Origin of the sequence: Allobaculum sp. JKK-2023 (assembly GCF_034745455.1) — a bacterium.
Taxonomy (GTDB): Bacteria; Bacillota_I; Bacilli_A; order Erysipelotrichales; family Erysipelotrichaceae; genus Allobaculum.
This window is the reverse complement of the sequence record NZ_JAYERV010000003.1, coordinates 3,278,068-3,296,508: the sequence shown is the minus strand read 5'-3', so window position 1 is coordinate 3,296,508 and position 18,441 is coordinate 3,278,068. Positions and strand designations below refer to the sequence as shown.

Here is an 18,441-nt window from a genome sequence, read left to right as displayed (position 1 = left end):
ATATTCTCCTTATGTATCGAATCTGATTCGCCCCTTATTGTAGATACTTATCGACTAGAGGTCAAATTCAGCCGTAAATGAGCCATTGCGAAAGACTGGGATCAGTTTTCCTTCTTTCGTATAGCCATCAATGTTCAGATCATCAGCACCGACCATGAAATCCACATGGATTTCAGACTGGTTCATTTTGTGCTGTTTCAGATCTTCTTTGGACATTGTCTGCCCACCTGGAAGGCATTCTGCATAGGACTGACCTAACGCAAAATGACAGGCGGCGTTTTCATCATACAATGTATTGTAATAAATTCGACTGCCCTGCCGGATTGGAGAGCTCTTGTCAACGAGAGCAATTTCGCCCAGGCGGTCTGCCCCTTCTCCACCCTTGAGCAGGGCATCAAGAACTTCTTTTCCTTTGCTTGCATGATAGTCAACTACTTTACCATCCTTGAAGGTAAATCCAAACCCCTCAACGAGTTTTCCGTTTTCATTCAAAGGGAAAACCGCCTCCAGTCTGCCATTGACGCCATCCAGAGCGGGAGCTGAAAATAACTCTTCGGTTGGAATATTGCAGAAGTTTTCACGGCCATCCGCAAGCTTGCTGGCGCCACCTACAAAGATCGCGCCCTCTGGCATATCCACCCATAAATCGGTTCCATTCGATGAGGTGTAGTGGAATTTTACGATACCAGCCTGGTTGAGCCTGTCCATCTGGGCATTTAATCTGGCTCCATGCTGCATCCAGTTTTCGATCGGATCGTTTTCATTGATCCGGCTGATCCTGAAAATGTCCTGCCACAATGTTTCAACGGCATCTTCCTCGTCCAGGTCTGGATATACTTTTTTTGCCCAGCCCGCACTTGGAGCCGCGACAACACACCAGGCCAGGCTGCCATTATCGATTCCACTGCGATAGTCTGGGGTCGCAGAATTCATCGCCATCCGGGCGGTAACCATTTTGGCTGGATCAGAATTTGCAAAAGCTTCTGGATCATCGCCGTCAATGAATAAGAAAGCAGCATTGTTTCTGGCGGCACTTTCATAGAAATCCGCTTTCCAGCCGGGAGCGGTTTTGAATGCCTCCAGATCTTTATTCGCATACTCCAGAGCACTGATCTCACTGTCGCGCCAGTCCATCCACACATCACTCGCTCCTGCTTTCCAGGCAGCTTTTGCACATTTGCGGGCAAATTTGACCAGTTCGGGATCTGCCGAGCTGCGAATCACAATAGGCTGGCCTTTCTTTAAATTGATTCCAAGCTCAATGGTAAGCCGGGCAAATTTGTCTAAGTAGCTTTCGTTCATAAACACTCCTTCATTTCTGATCCGCATTCTTACTGCCAAATCGGTTCGCGTTTTTTGAAGCGAAGGTTGACAGAAGAAAAAACCTGAGGGATCCCTTCAGGTTTTTTCAGGCCTGAAACGATTCACTTTTCCGACCTGTTTCTTGTATCGTTCTTATTGATTTGTGATTATCGTTTTTAATCGATTTATTGTTTTGAAACTTCTTTGGGATGATCCTTGCGATAGCGTTCGACAAAGGGCGCCACACTGCCTGGTTCTCGTCTTGAACAGCTGGTTTGGCAGTTTGCACAGTTGCCCGAGCAGCGGTTTTTGCGGCTGTAGCGTATGGCCGCAATCACGAGGATGACCACAATGAGGATCACTCCCCAGTCAATGAAATGCATACAATCCCCTCCATTTTCCATAGTCTGCCAGAAACTGGAAGAACGAATTCTGCTTTCAGGCTACTCTTCCCCTCTGGCACTTTTTTCGTGGCTGAACAGTGGCGAACAATACCGGCCATCAAAACAGGCGGTACATAGACCGACTTCACCAGCCGCTTTTTTCAGGTCTTCACAGCTCATGAATTTCAACGAGTCAGCCTGAATATATTCACGGATTTCTTCGACAGTCTTATTGGCACCAATCAGTTCTTTTTTGGTACTTGTATCCACCCCATAAAAGCAGGGGGAAGTAATAATCGGTGAAGCAATGCGGACATGCACTTCTTTCGCCCCGGCTTCTTTTAATAAAGAAACGATGCGCCGGGAAGTCGTTCCACGCACAATCGAATCGTCAATCATTACAATTGACTTGCCTTCGACGACATCCCGGACTGGTGTCAGTTTCATCCGTACCCCCCGGTCCCGCAAAGACTGCGTCGGCTGGATGAACGTGCGGGTAACAAAGCGGTTTTTAACCAGGCCACTTTCCATAATCACGCCGCTTTCTTCGGCATAGCCAATGGCTGCCGAAAGCGAAGAATCAGGAACCCCGATAACCAGATCAGCATCAAGGTCTTCATCCATTCTGGCCAGCATCTTGCCGGTTTCCTTACGGAAAGCATGGACGTTGATCGATTCGATTTCGGAATCTGGACGGGCAAAATAGATATACTCCATCGCACACATATGGGAAGTTGGATGGTCAACATAACAATGATGACGGACCAGGCCGCGGCTGAAGCTCACAGCCTCACCAGGCTTGACATCAACATGATCATAAATCCCCTGCACTTCAAAGGCGCAAGTTTCAGACGAGATAATGTATCCTTCTCCATTACGGGCATAGCTTAACGGACGCAGTCCATATTTGTCCCGTACCGCAATGATGACATCATCCTGTAAAACCAGAAAGGAGAAAGCTCCTTCAAGCTGACGAGCAGTTTTTTCAACCCGTTCAAGCAGACTGCCCCGTTCCTTCATGATCATGTGCAGAATAATTTCGGAATCACTGGTTCCCTGAAAAATACAGCCTTTCTGCTCAAGTTCAACGCGAAGTTCCATGTCGTTGACAATCTGTCCATTGTGGACAATGGCGATCGATCCAGAATGACCGTGAGCGACAATTGGCTGAATGTTTTCAGCCTCCTGGCCGCCCGCTGTAGAATAACGGACATGGCCAATCGCTGTTCGTCCTTTCATTTGTTCAAGATCCGGACGGTTGAATACATCAATCGTCAGGCCTTTACCCTTGCGGGTTTCGATCCGGCCATCCTGGTACACTGCAATTCCGCTTGCCTCCTGACCACGATGCTGCAAAGAATGCAGTCCATAATAAACAGAAAACGCGGCTTCGTCGACGTGATAGGCTCCAAAGACCCCGCACTCTTCATGAAGTTCATCAAACATAAGCTTCTGGCTCCTCTTCTCTTTTATCTTCTTAAGATTGACGTCTGGATTTTTCTGAATCCAATTCATCTTACCAAATCGACAAAAACAAGAGTTCAAATGGCCTGAAATCTGCTTAGAAAGCCCAGGATTTACAGAAAGTTCGGAAGGTTTTGTTCAAATAAAGAGCTATCATTTTCGCAGCAATCCCACTTGATTTTTAAGCGGCTGATCCAAGCCTCTTCGATCACAGCCAGTTCCTGTCCGGTGCATTGCCTGATTTTTTCAGGAGCGAAAACCTGAATTATGTTTAAAATAAAGCCAGGCTGCAACAACCAGGGCAATGGAGATAAAAAAGGCAAACCATGCAAAAGGAAAGGGCAGTCCGCTGACATTCATCCCATAAAAACCGTAAACCATATTCGGAATGGACATCACCAGGGTGATCACAGTCAGTCTTTTCATAATGATATTCATATTGTTATTGATGACATTGGAAAAGCTGTCAGTCATTTTGGCAGAAAGATCTGAGTAGATATTGCACATCTCAATCGCCTGCCTGATTTCAATCATGACATCCTCCAGCAGTTCCCGGTCTTCTTCATACATCGGAATCTGCCGCGAACGCAGGATCTTTTCCAGGGTGATCTGTTCTGCTTTTAAGGAAGTAGAAAAGTAAATCAGTGATTTTGAAAGCACCAGAATATCAATTAATTCTTTATTGCGCATCTTGTCATACAATTTCTTTTCAGTGGCTTCCGTAATCCGTTCAATCTGCCGCAAATCGGCCAGATATTCCTGTGAAATGAGCAGCAGAATATTGAGTAAAAACTGCGTCCGGTATCGAGTGTCCAGGTTTTTGACTTTGCCCTGCTCCATGCGCTCAACGGTGCTGTTTTCCCGGGTACAGATTGTAAACAGGTAGTCTCTGGTAAAAATGATGCCAATTGGCAGCGTAATAAAAGTGTCAATCGACCAGTCTGAGTCATCATCCTCTTCCGGGTAGTCGACGATGGCCAGAGTCTGATGCGCTTCTTCATCCCGGTCGATATATGAACTTTCCTGCTCATCCAGGGACGCATTGATAAACTCCGGAACCAGTTTAAACTCATCAAGCAGGCGCTCAACTTCTGCCTGACTTGGAGAAACCACGCTGATCCAGCAGCCTTTCACTGGTTTTTCCAGTGGCTCCAGCTGGCCATCACTGCCTGTAATGAAATAAGAGATCATACTGTTCCTCCAACTTCCGCTTTTCTCTCTTCTCTAAAATAAGGTCAGACTGACTTTCTGAATGGGTTAACCGCACTTCTGTCTTGAAAGCAGCTTCCTGCTTGTCTGAGCCAAGTTATTCTTATTGTATCGGTTCCTGTAAAAATTCATTATCCAGACTCTCAAAGAAGATTTATCTGCCCAAAGCGTCGATCTGCCCTTTTTTGTGTCAGCCAAAAACACCATCTTTGCTTAAAAATCTGGATTCATCGTCATTTCTTTTCATTTTGAACTAAAATCAGAATGAAAAATTGCTTTTCTTCAAGCATAAAACGGATACCATCTGCCTTGATTCCGGCTATGTCAGATCCTTGCTTCATACAGTTGCTTCATGCAAAGAAAGCATTTTGTACAGATGGAGAAAGAAAGAGATATGGATACAATCAGATCAGTCGCTGACTACATCAGTCACCTGAAAGTTTTGCGCTCGAATGAGTCGGTAGAACGTTTTGCAGTCCGCCAGACCTTTTTTCGCGGTCAGGCCAATAAGGACTGGCCCCTCATTCCGACACTTTATCGGAATGGCTATTTTGAAAAAGAGGCCGCAATGATCAAAGAAATTCTCAACGAACTACCCGATGAATTCAACTTGGCAGACCGTGTAGATATACTGGCCAAACTTCAGCATTATGGCTTTCCGACCCGGCTGCTCGATATTACGGCCAACCCGCTGGTCGCCCTCTACTTTGCCTGCTTTAAAGAAAAAGAAATGGACAATGATGGCGCCATTTATGTTTTTTTAGATGTTGAGGCTCGATGGTCTGATCATCCCCATGTCAATATGGTCATGGAGTACATTTTTCAATATACGCCGCACAACGTGAATTTAAGCGAAATGCTCATGCGGCTGAAAAACCGCCCCGATCTGCATATTCTTCATGACGAAGGCGACATTCTGGATTGCCTGACCATGCCGGTCATCGCGATCATTCCCCGCAAAATTACCAATCGACTGATTGCCCAAGAGGGCGCCTTTTTCCTGTTTGGCATGAATGCCTATCCTGCTGCAAATACCCATGACAATACATACTCATTTAATACATACTCATTTACACCTCTTGTCATCGATGATCTGGACAAACTGGGATTCCAGTGCCAGAAACTGATCATTCCAGCCAGATATAAGCGCGAAATTCTCGACCAGCTCGACCTGCTTGGAATCAATGAACGAATTCTGTTTGCGGATCTCGAACATCAACTGCAATATTATATGAATAAACATCGTCCTTCCCTCTGACTCTTTTGGACGATCGCCTTCCAGGATGATTACGCCTTGTCTTTTTGTTCACTCGACAGCCAATCAGAAATTTCACCTCAAACTGCCTGGCAATTTAGATCCGGTCTTCTTGCCTGCATACAACTCAATGCAAATTGAATCTTCAAAGGGATCCCCGTCCTGGCTGGATCCCTTTTTTGCCTGCAAAACAGATCCTGCCCTTCCAGACTTTTGTCCAAGCCAAGTAAAGACCAGACCGCCTGAAAAGTCTGACAACGCCAAAAAGCCATACTTTTCCAATCCAGAAGACCGATCCAAAAATCAGGGTCTTTCTGTAGAAAAGTATGGCTGAGTCGTTCTTGATCGTTTTCTGAGTTCAGCAGTCCAGGTCAACAAAGGAATGTTCTTCTGCTTTCATTCATGTTTGAATGACCGCCACAAGAAGGCCATCCGATCAACGGGCAGATAAAATCAGAAATAAACAGCTAAGATCAAACTGGGGATTGACCATTTGGGCTGTGACTGGCCAAAAGCCTGTAGCTTAGAACAGACCCGTGATCTTGCCGTTTTCGTCGATATCCATATCCAGAGCGGATGGATGTTTAGGAAGTCCTGGCATCGTCAGAACTTTACCGGTCAGCGCCACGATAAAGCCGGCCCCTAAGGATGGACGCAGTTCACGAACGGTAATCGTGAAGTCCTTTGGTGCGCCCATGACTTTTGGATCATCACTTAAGGACATCTGGGTTTTGGCCATGCAGATTGGCATTTTGTCCCAGCCGGCCTTTTTGAACTGTTCAACCTGTTCTTTGGCTTCATCCGTTAAAACAACATCTTTAGCACCATAAACTTTCTGGGCAATGGCAGTGATCTTGTCTTCGATGGAAGCGTCAGTGTCATAGAGTGGAGCATAGTTGTTTTCTTCATCACACAATGCAACCACCTTTTCGGCCAGATCGAGAGCCCCTTTACCGCCTTTTGCCCAAACCTGGGAAAGGGACAGTGGGTGGCCATTGGCTTCGCACCAGTCTTCGAGAGCCTTGATTTCGTTTTCCGTATCGCTGTCAAACTGGTTGATCGCAACGATGTAAGGCAGACCAAACTGTTTTACTGTATCGATGTGTTTGGCCAGGTTGGCACAGCCTTCTAACATTGCCTCCACGTTTTCTTCCTTGAGGTCTTCAAAGGCAACACCGCCATGCTGCTTGAGCGCGCGGATGGTGGCCACGATGACCACCGCATTTGGGTGCAGGTCTGCCATGCGGCACTTAATATCCAAAAACTTTTCAGCACCCAGATCCGCACCGAACCCAGCTTCGGTTACAACGTAGTCAGCCAGTTTCAGAGCAGTTTTCGTAGCAATGACAGAGTTGCAGCCATGCGCGATATTGGCGAATGGTCCGCCATGGATCAAAACCGGATTGTGTTCGAGCGTCTGAACCAGGTTTGGTTTGATGGCATCTTTCATGACCATGGCCATGGCGCCTTCGCATTTCAGATCGCGCACATAAACAGGTTCATCGTCCATGTTGTAGCCGATCAACATATCGCCAAAGCGTTTTTTCAGATCCATCAAGTCATCAGCCAGGCATAGCGCAGCCATGATTTCGGAAGCGACTGTGATATTGAAACCATCTGTACGTTCAATCCCGTTGACTTTCGCGCCACAGCCGATTTCAACCTGACGCAGCGTGCGGTCATTCATATCCAGACAGCGCTTAAAGCTGATTTTTTCAGGGTTGAGGTTGAGTGCATTGCCCTGGTAGAGATGGTTGTCGATCATGGCACTCAGCAGGTTGTTGGCTGTGGTGATCGCATGCATATCACCCGTAAAGTGCAAGTTAATATCTTCCATGGGAACAACCTGGGCATATCCGCCGCCGGCAGCCCCGCCCTTCAGACCGAACACAGGACCCAAAGAAGGTTCACGCAGAGCCATCATCGCATTTTTGCCTAAGAGGTTAAGCGCATCCCCAAGACCAACGGTTGTCGTGGATTTTCCTTCACCGGCTTTGGTGGGGTTGATGGCAGTCACCAGAATCAGTTTGCCATCTTTGCGATCTTCCAGGTCCAGAACATTGAGGTCTACTTTGGCTTTATTGCGGCCATAAGGTTCAATGGCAGCCAGGTCAATCCCTGCTTTTTTTGCAATTTCATCAATCGGCTCCAGGACACACTCCTGAGCAATCTCTAAATCAGTTTTCGCCATCTACAAGATCCTTTCTTCCAATATCGGTACGGTAGAACAGCTTGTCGCAGTTTACCTTCTTAACTTCTTCATACGTATTGGCCATCGCGTCTTCCAGTTTGTCTGCAAGGGTTACGACCATCAGCACGCGCCCGCCGTTGGTTAACAGCCTGCCTTCATCCATCTTGGTTCCCATGTGGTAAACCAGGCCATCGACCTCATTCACACCTTCAATCGCAGCCCCTTTGGTCGCTCCGGCTGGATAGCCTTCACTGGCCAGGACAACACCATGACTGGTTTTGTTGGTCCAGACAAGTTCTGGTTCCTTGTTTTCCATGACATCCAGAATGGCTTTGACAAAATCGCTTTCCAGACGGCACAGAATCACTTCAGCTTCCGGGTCACCAAAACGGGCATTGAATTCAATGACTTGTGGTCCTTTGTCCGTCACCATCAAACCGCCATACAGAAAACCGGTAAATGGGCAGCCTTCTTCAACGAGGGCTTTGGCCATCGGTTTCATGATGGTTTCCATTGTTTCTTCAACGAGTTCCGGCGTGATTTTCTTCACTGGAGAATAGCTTCCCATCCCCCCTGTATTTGGACCGGTATCACCATCACCGACACGTTTGTGGTCCTGGGCACACTCTAATGGATAGACATTTTCGCCGTTGACTAAAGCAATTAACGAGAATTCAAAGCCTTCGAGGTAGTCTTCAATGACAACGCTGTTGCCAGGAATGTCAAAGGCAATTTTTAAAGCCTCGAGAGCATCGGCTTCGTTCATCGCAACCGTTACTCCCTTGCCGGCTTTCAGGCCGTTTTCCTTGATGACAATTGGTGCTCCATGCTCTTTGACATAGGAACAGGCCGCATCATAGTCGGTAAAGGTCTGGTAGCCTGCGGTTGGAATGTTGTGTTTTTTCATCAGCCCTTTGGCGAAGTCTTTGGAGGCTTCGACTTGCGCCGCTGCTTTTGTTGGACCGAAGATTTTCAGCCCCCGGGCTGCAAATTCGTCAACGATGCCATCAGCCAGCGCATTTTCCGGGCCCACAATCGTTAAATCGATGTCGTTACTGGCTGCAAAGTCGGCCAATTCAGTCATTTGATTGTCATCAATCGGCACCAGGGTGGCAATTTCTGCCATACCCGGATTGCCAGGGGCTGCAAACAGTTCAGTGCATAAGGTGGATTGAGAGGCGGCAAGCGCTAAGGCATGCTCGCGTCCGCCTTTTCCAATTACGAGAATTTTCATGGCAGGTACCTGATTAGTGTTTGAAGTGACGGACGCCAGTGAAGACCATGGCAATGCCGTTCTTGTTGCATTCATCAATGCTCAGCTGGTCTTTGATCGATCCACCTGGCTGAATAATGGCGGTCACACCAGCTTTTGCGGCTTCTTCAACCGTATCCGGCATTGGGAAGAAGGCATCAGAAGCCATAACGGAACCTTTGGCTTTTTCGCCAGCCTGTTCGATGGCAATCTTGGCTGCCCCAACACGGTTCATCTGGCCGGCACCCACACCGATCGTCTGGTTGTCTTTTACAAGAACAATCGCATTGGATTTGACGTGTTTGACGATATTCCAGCCAAAGAGCAGCTGCTCGAGTTCTTCATCTGTTGGTTTACGGTCCGTTGGGCAAGTGAGATCTTCCACTTTGACATGGTGAGTATCCATATCCTGAACAAGCAGACCATCATTGACATTGGTATATTTCAGCGTGTTGTTTGGCTCTAAAGTGGTATCCAGTTCGAGCAGACGGATATTTTTCTTGCGGGTCAGAATTTCCAGCGCTGCATCGGAGAATTTTGGCGCAATGATGATTTCCAGGAAGATCTTGCTTAATTTTTCAGCCAGTTCTTCATCAACTTCGTCGTTGAGGGCAACGATACCGCCAAAAATGGAAACAGGGTCAGAATCGTAAGCTTTATCCCAGGCTTCATTGATGGTTTCGCCAATGCCGACACCACAGGGATTCATGTGTTTCAGACCAACAGCAGCCTTATGGCCCTGGCAGTCTTTGAGAACTTCAATGGCCGCGTTGCCATCCTGAATGTTGTTATAGGACAACTCTTTACCATGCAGCTGTTTAGCGTTGGCAAGAGAGTACTGGGGATTCATGCCTTTGTAGAAGGCTGCATGCTGGTGTGGATTTTCGCCATAGCGCAGATCCTGTACTTTGTCGAAAGTAATGGTCATGCTTTCCGGGAATTGTTCGCCAGTTTTCTTGGTCAGGTAGTCGGCAATCATGGTGTCATAACGGGCGGTGTGACGGAAAACTTTGGCAGCGAGACGTTCACGGGTTTCAAGCGTCGTTTCGCCCAGCGTATTGATTTCTTCGAGAACCTTGTCGTAATCAGCCGGATCGCAGATGACAGGAATGTAGCGATAGTTCTTGGATCCGGAGCGCAGCATGCTTGGTCCGCCAATATCGATGTTTTCGATAATCTCTTCATGGCTGACGCCTGGTTTCTGAACCGTTTCTTTAAATGGATACAGGTTTACGCAGACCAGATCAATGTTCTGGATGCCCAGTTCTTCAATCTGTCTGACATGGTCAGGGTTATCTCTGACGCAAAGCAAAGCGCCGTGTACATTTGGATGCAAGGTTTTTACCCGGCCGTCCATGATTTCTGGAAAGCCAGTTACATCGGAAATCGAAATCGTGGAAATGCCTGCATTTTCCAGTGCCTTGCGCGTTCCGCCAGTGGAAATAATTTCGTATCCGGCCTTTACCAGCCCAGCCGCAAAATCGGTCAGGCCTGTTTTGTCGGAAACGCTGATCAGTGCTCTTTTCATAGTCTCTCCTCTTCTGATTTCTTGATTGTCCTGGATCTGTACCGAAACGATCTTTCAAAGGATTCCACATTTATTAGGATCAATATGTATATGGATCAAAAAAATCGTATCGGTAAGCCCATGACAACTCCATCTTTTCAATAAGGAAATCTGCTTGAAGAAATCCGCCAGATCTCTTCAAGCAGAGTCGATCTGAATGGTTGGAATGCGAGATAGATTGAAATCCACCTGCATTTTTGATCGTTAAAATTTTGTTCGCTTATACGTTCTTTACGCTTATCCCTTATGGGTTTGCCCTTGCCTGCAGTCGATTAATCGTTGGATTTGCGGGCGGCAATATCTTTAGCTGCCTGGTTGATCCCCCGATAGAACAGGTCATACTCCTTGGCATGAACGGCAGTTTCCAGCTGATCAAGAGTCCATGCCGGGTCAATCGCCACAGACTCCTGGATAATGATCGGTCCGCTGTCGATATTTTCATCAATATAATGAACCGTCACGCCGGTCTGAGGCACTTTCGCCTCATAAGCGTCGCGAATGGCATGAGCGCCCGGAAAATTGGGCAGCATGGCCGGATGCAGATTGACGATCCGGTTTGGATAGGCATCAAGCAGGGTCTTGCCGACGATGCGCATATAACCGGACAGAATGATCATCTCCACATCCAGCTCATGGAGCCATTCGAGAATCGCTTTTTCGTATTCCGTTTTGCTGGGATAGGCTTTGGGATTGAACCAGCGTTCCGGCAGTCCATAGGTGACCGCTTTCTGGCGGACAGGCGCCTGTTCTTTGTCACAGACGACGCCAGCCAGATCGACATCCAGCTTTCCCTGCCGGCTGACCTTGACCAGGGCGTCAAAGTTTGTTCCGCTTCCGGAGGCAAAAACGATCGCTTTCATCGATGAAGTTCTACCTTTCCAGAATCTGTGACTTCACCAATCACAAAGCTTTCCTGGCCGACTTCTTTGAGCAGATCCTGAACCAGGACTGCCTGAGATGGATCAACCGTAATGACAAAGCCAATTCCCATATTGAAGACGTTGTACATTTCCTGTTCGGTAACGTTGGAACGTTTCTGGATGAAGTCAAAGATCACGGGTCTTGGAAAGCTGTCAAGGTTGATCGATACTCCCTGGCCTTCATGAAGCATCCGCGGAATGTTTTCAAAGAAACCACCGCCGGTAATGTGCGCCATCCCGTGCAGGTCAGCTTTGCCAAAGAGGTGTTTTACCGGTTTGACATAGATACGGGTAGGTTCCAGCAGGACATCCCCCAGACGTTTTCCGCCCAGTTCTTCAAATTCAGCATGGGCATCGAGGCGGTTGTCTTTAAACAGAACCTTGCGCACCAGCGAGAAGCCGTTGGAATGAACGCCGGAAGAGGGCAGTCCAATCAGCACATCGCCGGCCTTGACTTTTTCATTGGTCAGCAGCTTATCGCGATCGACGCCGCCAACACAGAACCCCGCCAGATCATAATGATGAACATCATACATATCTGGCATTTCAGCGGTTTCGCCGCCGATCAGTGCACATTCGGACTGAACACAGCCATCGGCTACTCCTTTGACGATCTGTTCGATCACTTCCGGATGGTTTTTGCCAACCGCAATGTAGTCCAGAAAAAACAGCGGCGCTGCTCCCTGAACGAGAACGTCGTTGACACACATCGCCACGGCATCGATGCCGATGGTATCGTGTTTGTCCATTTCAAAAGCGAGCATCAGTTTGGTGCCGACGCCATCAGTTCCGGAAACCAGAACTGGGTCATGCAGGCCGGCCTCTTTTAAGTCAAACATACCGCCAAAGGCGCCGATCGAATCGATCGCGCCTGGAACTTTGGTGCGGGCCACATGCGATTTAATGCGGCGGACACTGTCATAGCCAGCTTCTAAATCAACGCCGGCTGCTTTATATTGATCTGCCATTTCAGTTTTCCTTTCCAGGGTCATAGTCGTAAAGTTTGCCAAAATACCGGCCGCTCATGCAGGCGGTACAGATTGAATCCCCTAAAATTTCTTCAAAATCTTCCAGCCTCAAAAAGCGAAGCGAATCGGCGTGAAACAGCTCTTTCATCTCATCGAGATCATAGTTCGCGCAAATCAGCTTGCTTTGATCCATATATTCCGTGCCATAGAAACAGGAATGCTTAATTTCTGGCGAGGCAATGCGCAGATGGACTTCTTTTGCCCCGGCTTCTTTTAATAATCGGCAAAGAAAGGAAGCCGTTTTGCCTTTTTGAATGGAGTCATCAACCAGGAAGACAGATTTGCCTTTGACAATCGAGCTGATGGCATTCAGGCGGGTGTTGATCTCCTTTTCCTTCTGCTCCTTGATCGGTCTTACGAATGTCGAGCCGACATACCGGTTTTTAATCAAGCCGATTTCATAGGGAATCTTCAGTTCTCTGGCGAAGGCGGCAGCAGCCGAAATGGCTGTATCCGGCACACCGATAACAATATCGGCTTTTTCGCTTTCCCCTTTTGCTAAAGCCTCGCCAAGTTTCTGCCGAATTTTATGCACCGACTGGTCTTTGAACAGCGAATCTTCTCTTGAGTAGTAGACCGCCTCCATGGCGCATGGATATTTGGCTCCGACATCCATCTGTCTGGTCGTAAAGCCATGCCGCCCCAAAAAAATCATCTGTCCTGGCTCAATGGCAATGGGTTTGCCAACATCAAACATGCCAAAGGCTGAGGTTTCGGATGCAAACAGATAGCCATCCTGATACGGCACGTAATAGAGCTGACTGATCGCCAGTCGGCTGACCACGGCATACATCGTGTGGCGGGTCATCAGGATAAAGGCGTATGGGCCTTTGAGAATCTGGGTTGCCGTTTCAATTTTGTCGACCAGCTTGCCCGGAGCCATCTGAATCAGGTGGGTGATGACTTCCGCATCCGAAGTGCCCTGGAAGATCAGGCCGTCTGCTTCCATGTGTTTGCGAAGACTTGGGGCATTGGAAATCATGCCGGCTGTTGCGATCGCAAAGGAGCCCTGATGGGCTCTGACCATCAGTGGCTGCAAATTTGCGGTTCCCATATCGCTTTCGGTGGCCATCCTGACCTGGCCTAAAGCGTACTGGCCATCGAGTTCAGCCAGTTTTTCAGGGTTGAAACTTTCCGCAAGCATGCCAAAGCTTTTATAGACTTTGACTGTTTCGCCATTACCGCTGGCAATCCCGGCGCTGTCCGAACCTCGATGCTGCAAACCGTGCAGCAGATAGTAAACAACACTCGAGGCATCCGAAACATTCCAGGCCGCTGCTAAGCCGGCTGAATTCTGATGGGACTTCAATTTTCTTCTCCTTCGTGTGTAAAGAAGTGAACACCGGAAGCGAAGATGTTCTGGTCACGATCCCCCGCAATGTTCTGGAACAAGCCATCTTCATAACGTTCCGAATGGCCCATTTTGCCAAAGATCATGCCATCCGCACTCAGAATTCCTTCAATGGCCAGGCTGGATCCATTGAGGTTGTCTTCGCCATTCATGGTTGGATTCCCGTTTTCATCGACATACTGCGTAGCAATCTGTCCATTTTCAGCCAGGGATTTGAGCAGTTGTGGATCGGCCATGAATTTTCCTTCGCCATGGGAAATGGCAACGGAATGGATCTGGCCTGGTTCGAATTCCTGAAGCCATGGTGATTTGTTGGAGGTGATGCGGGTTCTGGCCACGTGGGAGACATGACGGTTGATGTCGTTATGGAACAGGGTGGCCAGTTCACTTCCCTCTTTATCGAGATCGCCAAATGGAAGCAGGCCGGATTTGACCAGAGCCTGGAATCCATTGCAGATTCCAAGAATCAAACCTTCATTGGCCCGCATGGTATTGAGGGCTTCCTTGATTTTCGGGTTGCGCAGAACGGAAACGATAAATTTACCGGATCCATCTGGTTCATCCGCCAGCGAGAAACCGCCGACAAGCATGAAGATCTGGGCGTTTTCAATTTCAGCAGCCAGTTGGTCAATCGATTTTGTGATGTGGTCAACATCAAGGTTGTTAAAGACAACTGTATGCACATCAGCGCCGGCCCGGCTGAATTTTGCGGCTGTATCGATTTCGCAGTTCTGGCCTGGGAAAACTGGAATGACAACGACTGGCTTTTCCACTTTAACTTTGGAATAGCGGCGTTCACCTTTGGCCAGCGGGGTATCGATCTCAACATTTTCGTGCGCCACGGTGCGTGGATACAGGCCGGAATAACGGGATGTCCATAAAGCATACGCTTCCGGAATGGCCATCTTTTCTTCGTTGATGGCAATTGTATGGGAATCATTGGTTGTGCCAAGACGGATCCAGTTTTTCTCTTCGATGGGTTCAGTGGTTTCAACAATCAAAGATCCAAGATTAAAGCTGTAGGGTTCATCGGTTTTGATGTCTGCACCGATTTCGTTGCCAAAGCTCATGATGGCAGCCGCTGCTCCAACGCCCCCATCTTTAATGGTGCGGGCCGAAAGAACTTTGCCTTCCTTGTGGGCGTTGGCAAAAGATCTGAAGTTTTCGCGCAAAGCTTCATAATCAGGCTCGCCATTTTCAAGCGGCTGATGTTTGAGCAGGTAAACTGGATGATCTGCCCCAACGAATTCACCAGCGATGATGTCATCCGTTTTAGCCGTTGTGACTGCGAACGTGATCAGTGTTGGTGGAACGTGGAGATCATTGAAGGTTCCGGACATGGAATCTTTACCGCCGATGGCCGGGGTTTCAAATTCAAGCTGGGCTTTGACAAGACCAAGCAGTGCCTGTAAAGGATACCCCCATTTTTCAGGATCTTTATTGAGACGTTCGAAATATTCCTGGTTGGACAGTCTGGCTTTAAATGGATCAGCGCCTAAAGCAGCTAGTCTTGCCAGTGCTTCAATGACGGAATACTGGGATCCAAGCCATGGCGAAAAGCGCGAAAGTTTTGGATCAAAGCCATAAGTCATTAAAGAGCAGGTCGTGGTAAATCCATCGACTGGCAGTTTCTGAACCGAACCAATTTCCGGAGTATGCTGCGTTTTGCCGCCAAATGGCATCAGAACTGTGCTCTTTCCGATGGATGCATCAAACATTTCAGACAGACCACTCTGGTCAGCGGTATTGGCTTCGATCAGGACCTCTTGAAGGGTTTTTGCATTTGCGTCTTCTTTGGCTGCAAATGGGCTGCAGACTTCTTCACCGGGTTCAATGATGGCTTCAACTTCCTGACGGACTCCATTGGTATCAAGGAAGTGACGGTCGAGATCGACAATGGTATCCCCGCGCCAATTCATGATCAGACGGGGTTCTTCAATAACGTCAGCCACTTTAATCGCATTCAGGTTTTCTTTTTCGCATTCTTTCAGGAACGCATCCAGATCGTCTTTCGCGATGCAGACAGCCATTCGTTCCTGGCTTTCAGAAATGGCCAGTTCGGTTCCATCCAGGCCGGTATATTTCACAGGGACAGCATCCAGATCAATGATCAGACCATCCGCCAGTTCACCAACAGCGACCGAAACACCGCCGGCGCCAAAGTCGTTGGCCTTCTTGATCAGGCGGGTGGCATCCGGATTGCGGAACAGACGCTGCAGTTTGCGCTCCATCAGCGCATTTCCCTTCTGGACTTCAGAGGAGCAGGTATCAAGTGAGGTATCGTTGTGTTCTTTGGAAGAACCAGTCGCCCCGCCAATTCCATCCCGACCAGTCGCGCCGCCGATGTAGACGATCACATCCCCGGCAGCTGGTTTTTCACGTTTGACATGGTTTTTCGGGGCCGCTCCAACCACGCCGCCGACTTCCATTCGTTTGGCTACATAGCCAGGATCGAAAATTTCTTCAACATAAGTGGTTGCCAGGCCAATCTGGTTTCCATAAGAGGAGTAACCGCGGGCAGCCGTTTTGGAAATTTTGGATTGCGGCAGTTTGTGTTCGAGCGTTTCGGACAATGGGGCATTGATATCGCCCGCCCCGGTAATGCGCATGGCCTGATAAACATAGCTGCGGCCCGACAGCGGGTCACGGATTGCGCCGCCAATGCAGGTCGCCGCGCCGCCAAATGGTTCAATTTCGGTTGGATGGTTATGCGTTTCGTTTTTGAACATCAAAAGCCAGGGTTCGTTTACGCCATTGACATCGACTTCGATTTCCACAGAGCAGGCATTAATTTCATCGCTGACTTCCTGGTCATCGAGTTTGCCGCGCTTGCGTAAGGTACGGCCGGCAATGGTCGCCAGATCCATCAGCGTGACTGGCTTATCGGTGCGGTTGTTTTCTTTACGCAGATCAAGGTAAGCATTCCAGGCCGCTTCAATCTGTTCGTTGAAGGTTTCATTGTTGAAATGAACGTCTTTGAGAATGGTCTCGAATGTGGTGTGACGACAATGGTCAGACCAGTAGGTGTCCAGAACCCGGACTTCCGTCATGGTTGGATTGCGGTGTTCCTGGTTTTTGAAGTAGTCCTGAATGAAAACCAGATCTTCCAAAGACATGGCCAGACCCATGGAAGAACGCAGGGCTTCAAGCTGATCTTTGTCAAAGTCGATAAAGCTTTCAAGAACCGGCACATCCTGAATGGCCACGTTTTGAGAATCATCCAGGATCTCCATATTTTTCTTGCGGGACTCGACCGGGTTGATCATGTAATGCTCGATGGCGGCCAGCTGATCATCATTTACATGGTCCATCACCATCAGGGTGCCCGAGTGAATGCGAACATCTTTTTTATTGTTGAGCAGCATCAGACACTGCATGGCCGAATCCGCACGCTGGTCATACTGACCAGGCAGATATTCAAAGGCCAGCACATGCTTGCCGGTGGTATCGACTGTTTCTAACACTTCATCAACCGCCGGTTCAGCAATGACGTTTTCTTCAAGCAGAGCAATATCGTTGGCGTCGGCATTGAAAATATCATAAATGACATACATCTCTAACCCGAAATCCGGGTTGAGTGATAAATCTTTGATCAAAGTCTGCTGCAAAGACTGGCTTTCAATCTGATACGCCGGTTTTTTCTTGATCAGGCGCCGAGTGTTCATTCCTCTTCCTCCAGTCTGGATCCTTCCAGAACTTTTGCGGCCTGATCGGCTTTAAAGGTGCGAATGCGCTCAGCCAAAGCCGGATCACCAAGCGCGATCATCTGGCCGGCTAAAATTGCGGCATTTTTGGCCCCGGCTTTTCCAATGGCCACCGTTGCAACCGGAACGCCGGCTGGCATCTGGACGGTGGATAATAAGGAATCCATTCCACCCAGGGCACTTGTCTGCATGGGAATGCCGATGATGGGCAGAATGGTTGAACTGGCCAGCACCCCCGCTAAATGCGCAGCACCGCCAGCGGCGGCGATGATCACCTGAATGCCATTTTTCTTTGCGTTTCTGGACAGTTCGAGAACAGCATCCGGCGTGCGGTGGGCTGAAAGCACTCTGGCTTCATAAGGAATTTCAAGATCCTTAAGCTGGTCAAGGCATGCCTGGACGACAGGAAGATCGGATCTGCTTCCCATCACAACCAATACTTTTGCGTTTTCCATTTCCTTTATCTGATCCTTTCTTAAAACTGGCTCTACAGTCAGTCAGCTGAAATCTCTTTTGATGAAATACACCCTTGAAATGATATCCCACAAGGAAACAAATCCATTTTGCTTTCCTCTGGAAAGAGAGAAACCAGAGAGTCTGGAATTCTCTTGCATGGAACCTGTTTCAGATTGTTTCATGAACTTTGTTATGGGTTTCAGGCTGACAATCCCGAAATGGTGTCAAAGCCATAACGAAACAGACTGAATCAAAACCGCCCAAAAAGTGAGATTTTCATAAAAGGCTTTCTTTATTTTCTGGTTTTAACAGGTTTTGGTTTTCAGTTTTGACCGCTTCGTTACCATAACTGTGATTCG

The 18,441-nt window shown here is 48.3% G+C and carries 13 protein-coding genes; 1 reads left to right on the top strand and 12 read right to left on the bottom strand.

What is annotated here, in order from left to right; translation table 11 throughout:
• Positions 1 to 54 precede the first annotated feature (54 nt).
• From U4956_RS13280 to U4956_RS13265, 4 genes are all read right to left on the bottom strand, one after another.
• Positions 55 to 1,302 carry an aminopeptidase gene (locus U4956_RS13280; protein WP_323091166.1) on the bottom strand — a complete coding sequence of 416 codons (1,248 nt, stop codon included), beginning with the start codon at positions 1,300 to 1,302 and terminating at the stop codon, positions 55 to 57.
• 185 nt (positions 1,303 to 1,487) lie between these two features.
• Positions 1,488 to 1,685, bottom strand: coding sequence for a FeoB-associated Cys-rich membrane protein (locus tag U4956_RS13275; RefSeq protein ID WP_323091165.1), 198 nt, complete (start codon positions 1,683 to 1,685; stop codon positions 1,488 to 1,490).
• A gap of 60 nt (positions 1,686 to 1,745) precedes the next feature.
• On the bottom strand, positions 1,746 to 3,131 hold the full coding sequence (gene purF, locus U4956_RS13270) for an amidophosphoribosyltransferase (RefSeq protein ID WP_323091164.1): 1,386 nt from the start codon (positions 3,129 to 3,131) through the stop codon (positions 1,746 to 1,748).
• Positions 3,132 to 3,395: 264 nt separating this feature from the next.
• Entirely contained in the window at positions 3,396 to 4,340 is a 945-nt protein-coding gene (locus U4956_RS13265; RefSeq protein WP_323091163.1) for a magnesium transporter CorA family protein, read from the bottom strand.
• A gap of 412 nt (positions 4,341 to 4,752) precedes the next feature.
• Here U4956_RS13265 and U4956_RS13260 point away from each other — a divergent pair, with 412 nt between their 5' ends.
• The gene (locus tag U4956_RS13260; RefSeq protein ID WP_323091161.1) at positions 4,753 to 5,616 is read left to right on the top strand and encodes an FRG domain-containing protein; all 864 of its coding nucleotides are present in this window, start codon (positions 4,753 to 4,755) and stop codon (positions 5,614 to 5,616) included.
• A 520-nt stretch (positions 5,617 to 6,136) separates the two neighbouring features.
• Here the strand turns inward: U4956_RS13260 and U4956_RS13255 are convergent.
• The 8 genes from U4956_RS13255 to purE all read right to left on the bottom strand — a co-directional run bounded on the left by U4956_RS13255 (position 6,137) and on the right by purE (position 18,081).
• Positions 6,137 to 7,804 (bottom strand): formate--tetrahydrofolate ligase, encoded by a 1,668-nt coding sequence (locus U4956_RS13255; RefSeq protein ID WP_323091160.1) that lies wholly within the window; start codon positions 7,802 to 7,804, stop codon positions 6,137 to 6,139.
• The gene (gene purD, locus U4956_RS13250) at positions 7,791 to 9,038 is read right to left on the bottom strand and encodes a phosphoribosylamine--glycine ligase (protein WP_323091159.1); all 1,248 of its coding nucleotides are present in this window, start codon (positions 9,036 to 9,038) and stop codon (positions 7,791 to 7,793) included. Before purD ends, U4956_RS13255 begins: the two co-directional genes overlap by 14 nt.
• Positions 9,039 to 9,051: 13 nt before the next feature.
• Positions 9,052 to 10,584: a bifunctional phosphoribosylaminoimidazolecarboxamide formyltransferase/IMP cyclohydrolase gene (gene purH, locus U4956_RS13245; RefSeq protein WP_323091157.1), complete on the bottom strand. Its 1,533-nt coding sequence runs from the start codon at positions 10,582 to 10,584 to the stop codon at positions 9,052 to 9,054.
• Positions 10,585 to 10,895: 311 nt separating this feature from the next.
• Positions 10,896 to 11,483 carry a phosphoribosylglycinamide formyltransferase gene (gene purN / locus U4956_RS13240; RefSeq protein WP_323091156.1) on the bottom strand — a complete coding sequence of 196 codons (588 nt, stop codon included), beginning with the start codon at positions 11,481 to 11,483 and terminating at the stop codon, positions 10,896 to 10,898.
• A complete protein-coding gene (gene purM, locus U4956_RS13235; protein WP_323091155.1) occupies positions 11,480 to 12,511 on the bottom strand; it encodes a phosphoribosylformylglycinamidine cyclo-ligase in 1,032 nt (343 codons plus the stop codon). Before purM ends, purN begins: the two co-directional genes overlap by 4 nt.
• 1 nt (position 12,512) lies before the next feature.
• On the bottom strand, positions 12,513 to 13,880 hold the full coding sequence (locus tag U4956_RS13230; protein ID WP_323091154.1) for an amidophosphoribosyltransferase: 1,368 nt from the start codon (positions 13,878 to 13,880) through the stop codon (positions 12,513 to 12,515).
• Positions 13,877 to 17,587, bottom strand: a complete 3,711-nt coding sequence (locus U4956_RS13225) for a phosphoribosylformylglycinamidine synthase (protein ID WP_323091152.1) — start codon at positions 17,585 to 17,587, stop codon at positions 13,877 to 13,879. Before U4956_RS13225 ends, U4956_RS13230 begins: the two co-directional genes overlap by 4 nt.
• Entirely contained in the window at positions 17,584 to 18,081 is a 498-nt protein-coding gene (purE, locus tag U4956_RS13220) for a 5-(carboxyamino)imidazole ribonucleotide mutase (RefSeq protein ID WP_395529141.1), read from the bottom strand. Before purE ends, U4956_RS13225 begins: the two co-directional genes overlap by 4 nt.
• Positions 18,082 to 18,441: the final 360 nt, after the last annotated feature.

Bases quoted from the DNA above. Each gene is read 5' to 3' on its own strand.
- U4956_RS13280 (WP_323091166.1), bottom strand. From the start codon at position 1,302: ATGAACGAAAGCTACTTAGACAAATTTGCCCGGCTTACCATTGAGCTT.
- U4956_RS13260 (WP_323091161.1), top strand. From the start codon at position 4,753: ATGGATACAATCAGATCAGTCGCTGACTACATCAGTCACCTGAAAGTT.
- U4956_RS13275 (WP_323091165.1), bottom strand. From the start codon at position 1,685: ATGCATTTCATTGACTGGGGAGTGATCCTCATTGTGGTCATCCTCGTG.
- purF (WP_323091164.1), bottom strand. From the start codon at position 3,131: ATGTTTGATGAACTTCATGAAGAGTGCGGGGTCTTTGGAGCCTATCAC.
- purE (WP_395529141.1), bottom strand. From the start codon at position 18,081: ATGGAAAACGCAAAAGTATTGGTTGTGATGGGAAGCAGATCCGATCTT.
- purH (WP_323091157.1), bottom strand. From the start codon at position 10,584: ATGAAAAGAGCACTGATCAGCGTTTCCGACAAAACAGGCCTGACCGAT.
- U4956_RS13225 (WP_323091152.1), bottom strand. From the start codon at position 17,587: ATGAACACTCGGCGCCTGATCAAGAAAAAACCGGCGTATCAGATTGAA.
- U4956_RS13255 (WP_323091160.1), bottom strand. From the start codon at position 7,804: ATGGCGAAAACTGATTTAGAGATTGCTCAGGAGTGTGTCCTGGAGCCG.
- purM (WP_323091155.1), bottom strand. From the start codon at position 12,511: ATGGCAGATCAATATAAAGCAGCCGGCGTTGATTTAGAAGCTGGCTAT.
- U4956_RS13265 (WP_323091163.1), bottom strand. From the start codon at position 4,340: ATGATCTCTTATTTCATTACAGGCAGTGATGGCCAGCTGGAGCCACTG.
- purD (WP_323091159.1), bottom strand. From the start codon at position 9,038: ATGAAAATTCTCGTAATTGGAAAAGGCGGACGCGAGCATGCCTTAGCG.
- purN (WP_323091156.1), bottom strand. From the start codon at position 11,483: ATGAAAGCGATCGTTTTTGCCTCCGGAAGCGGAACAAACTTTGACGCC.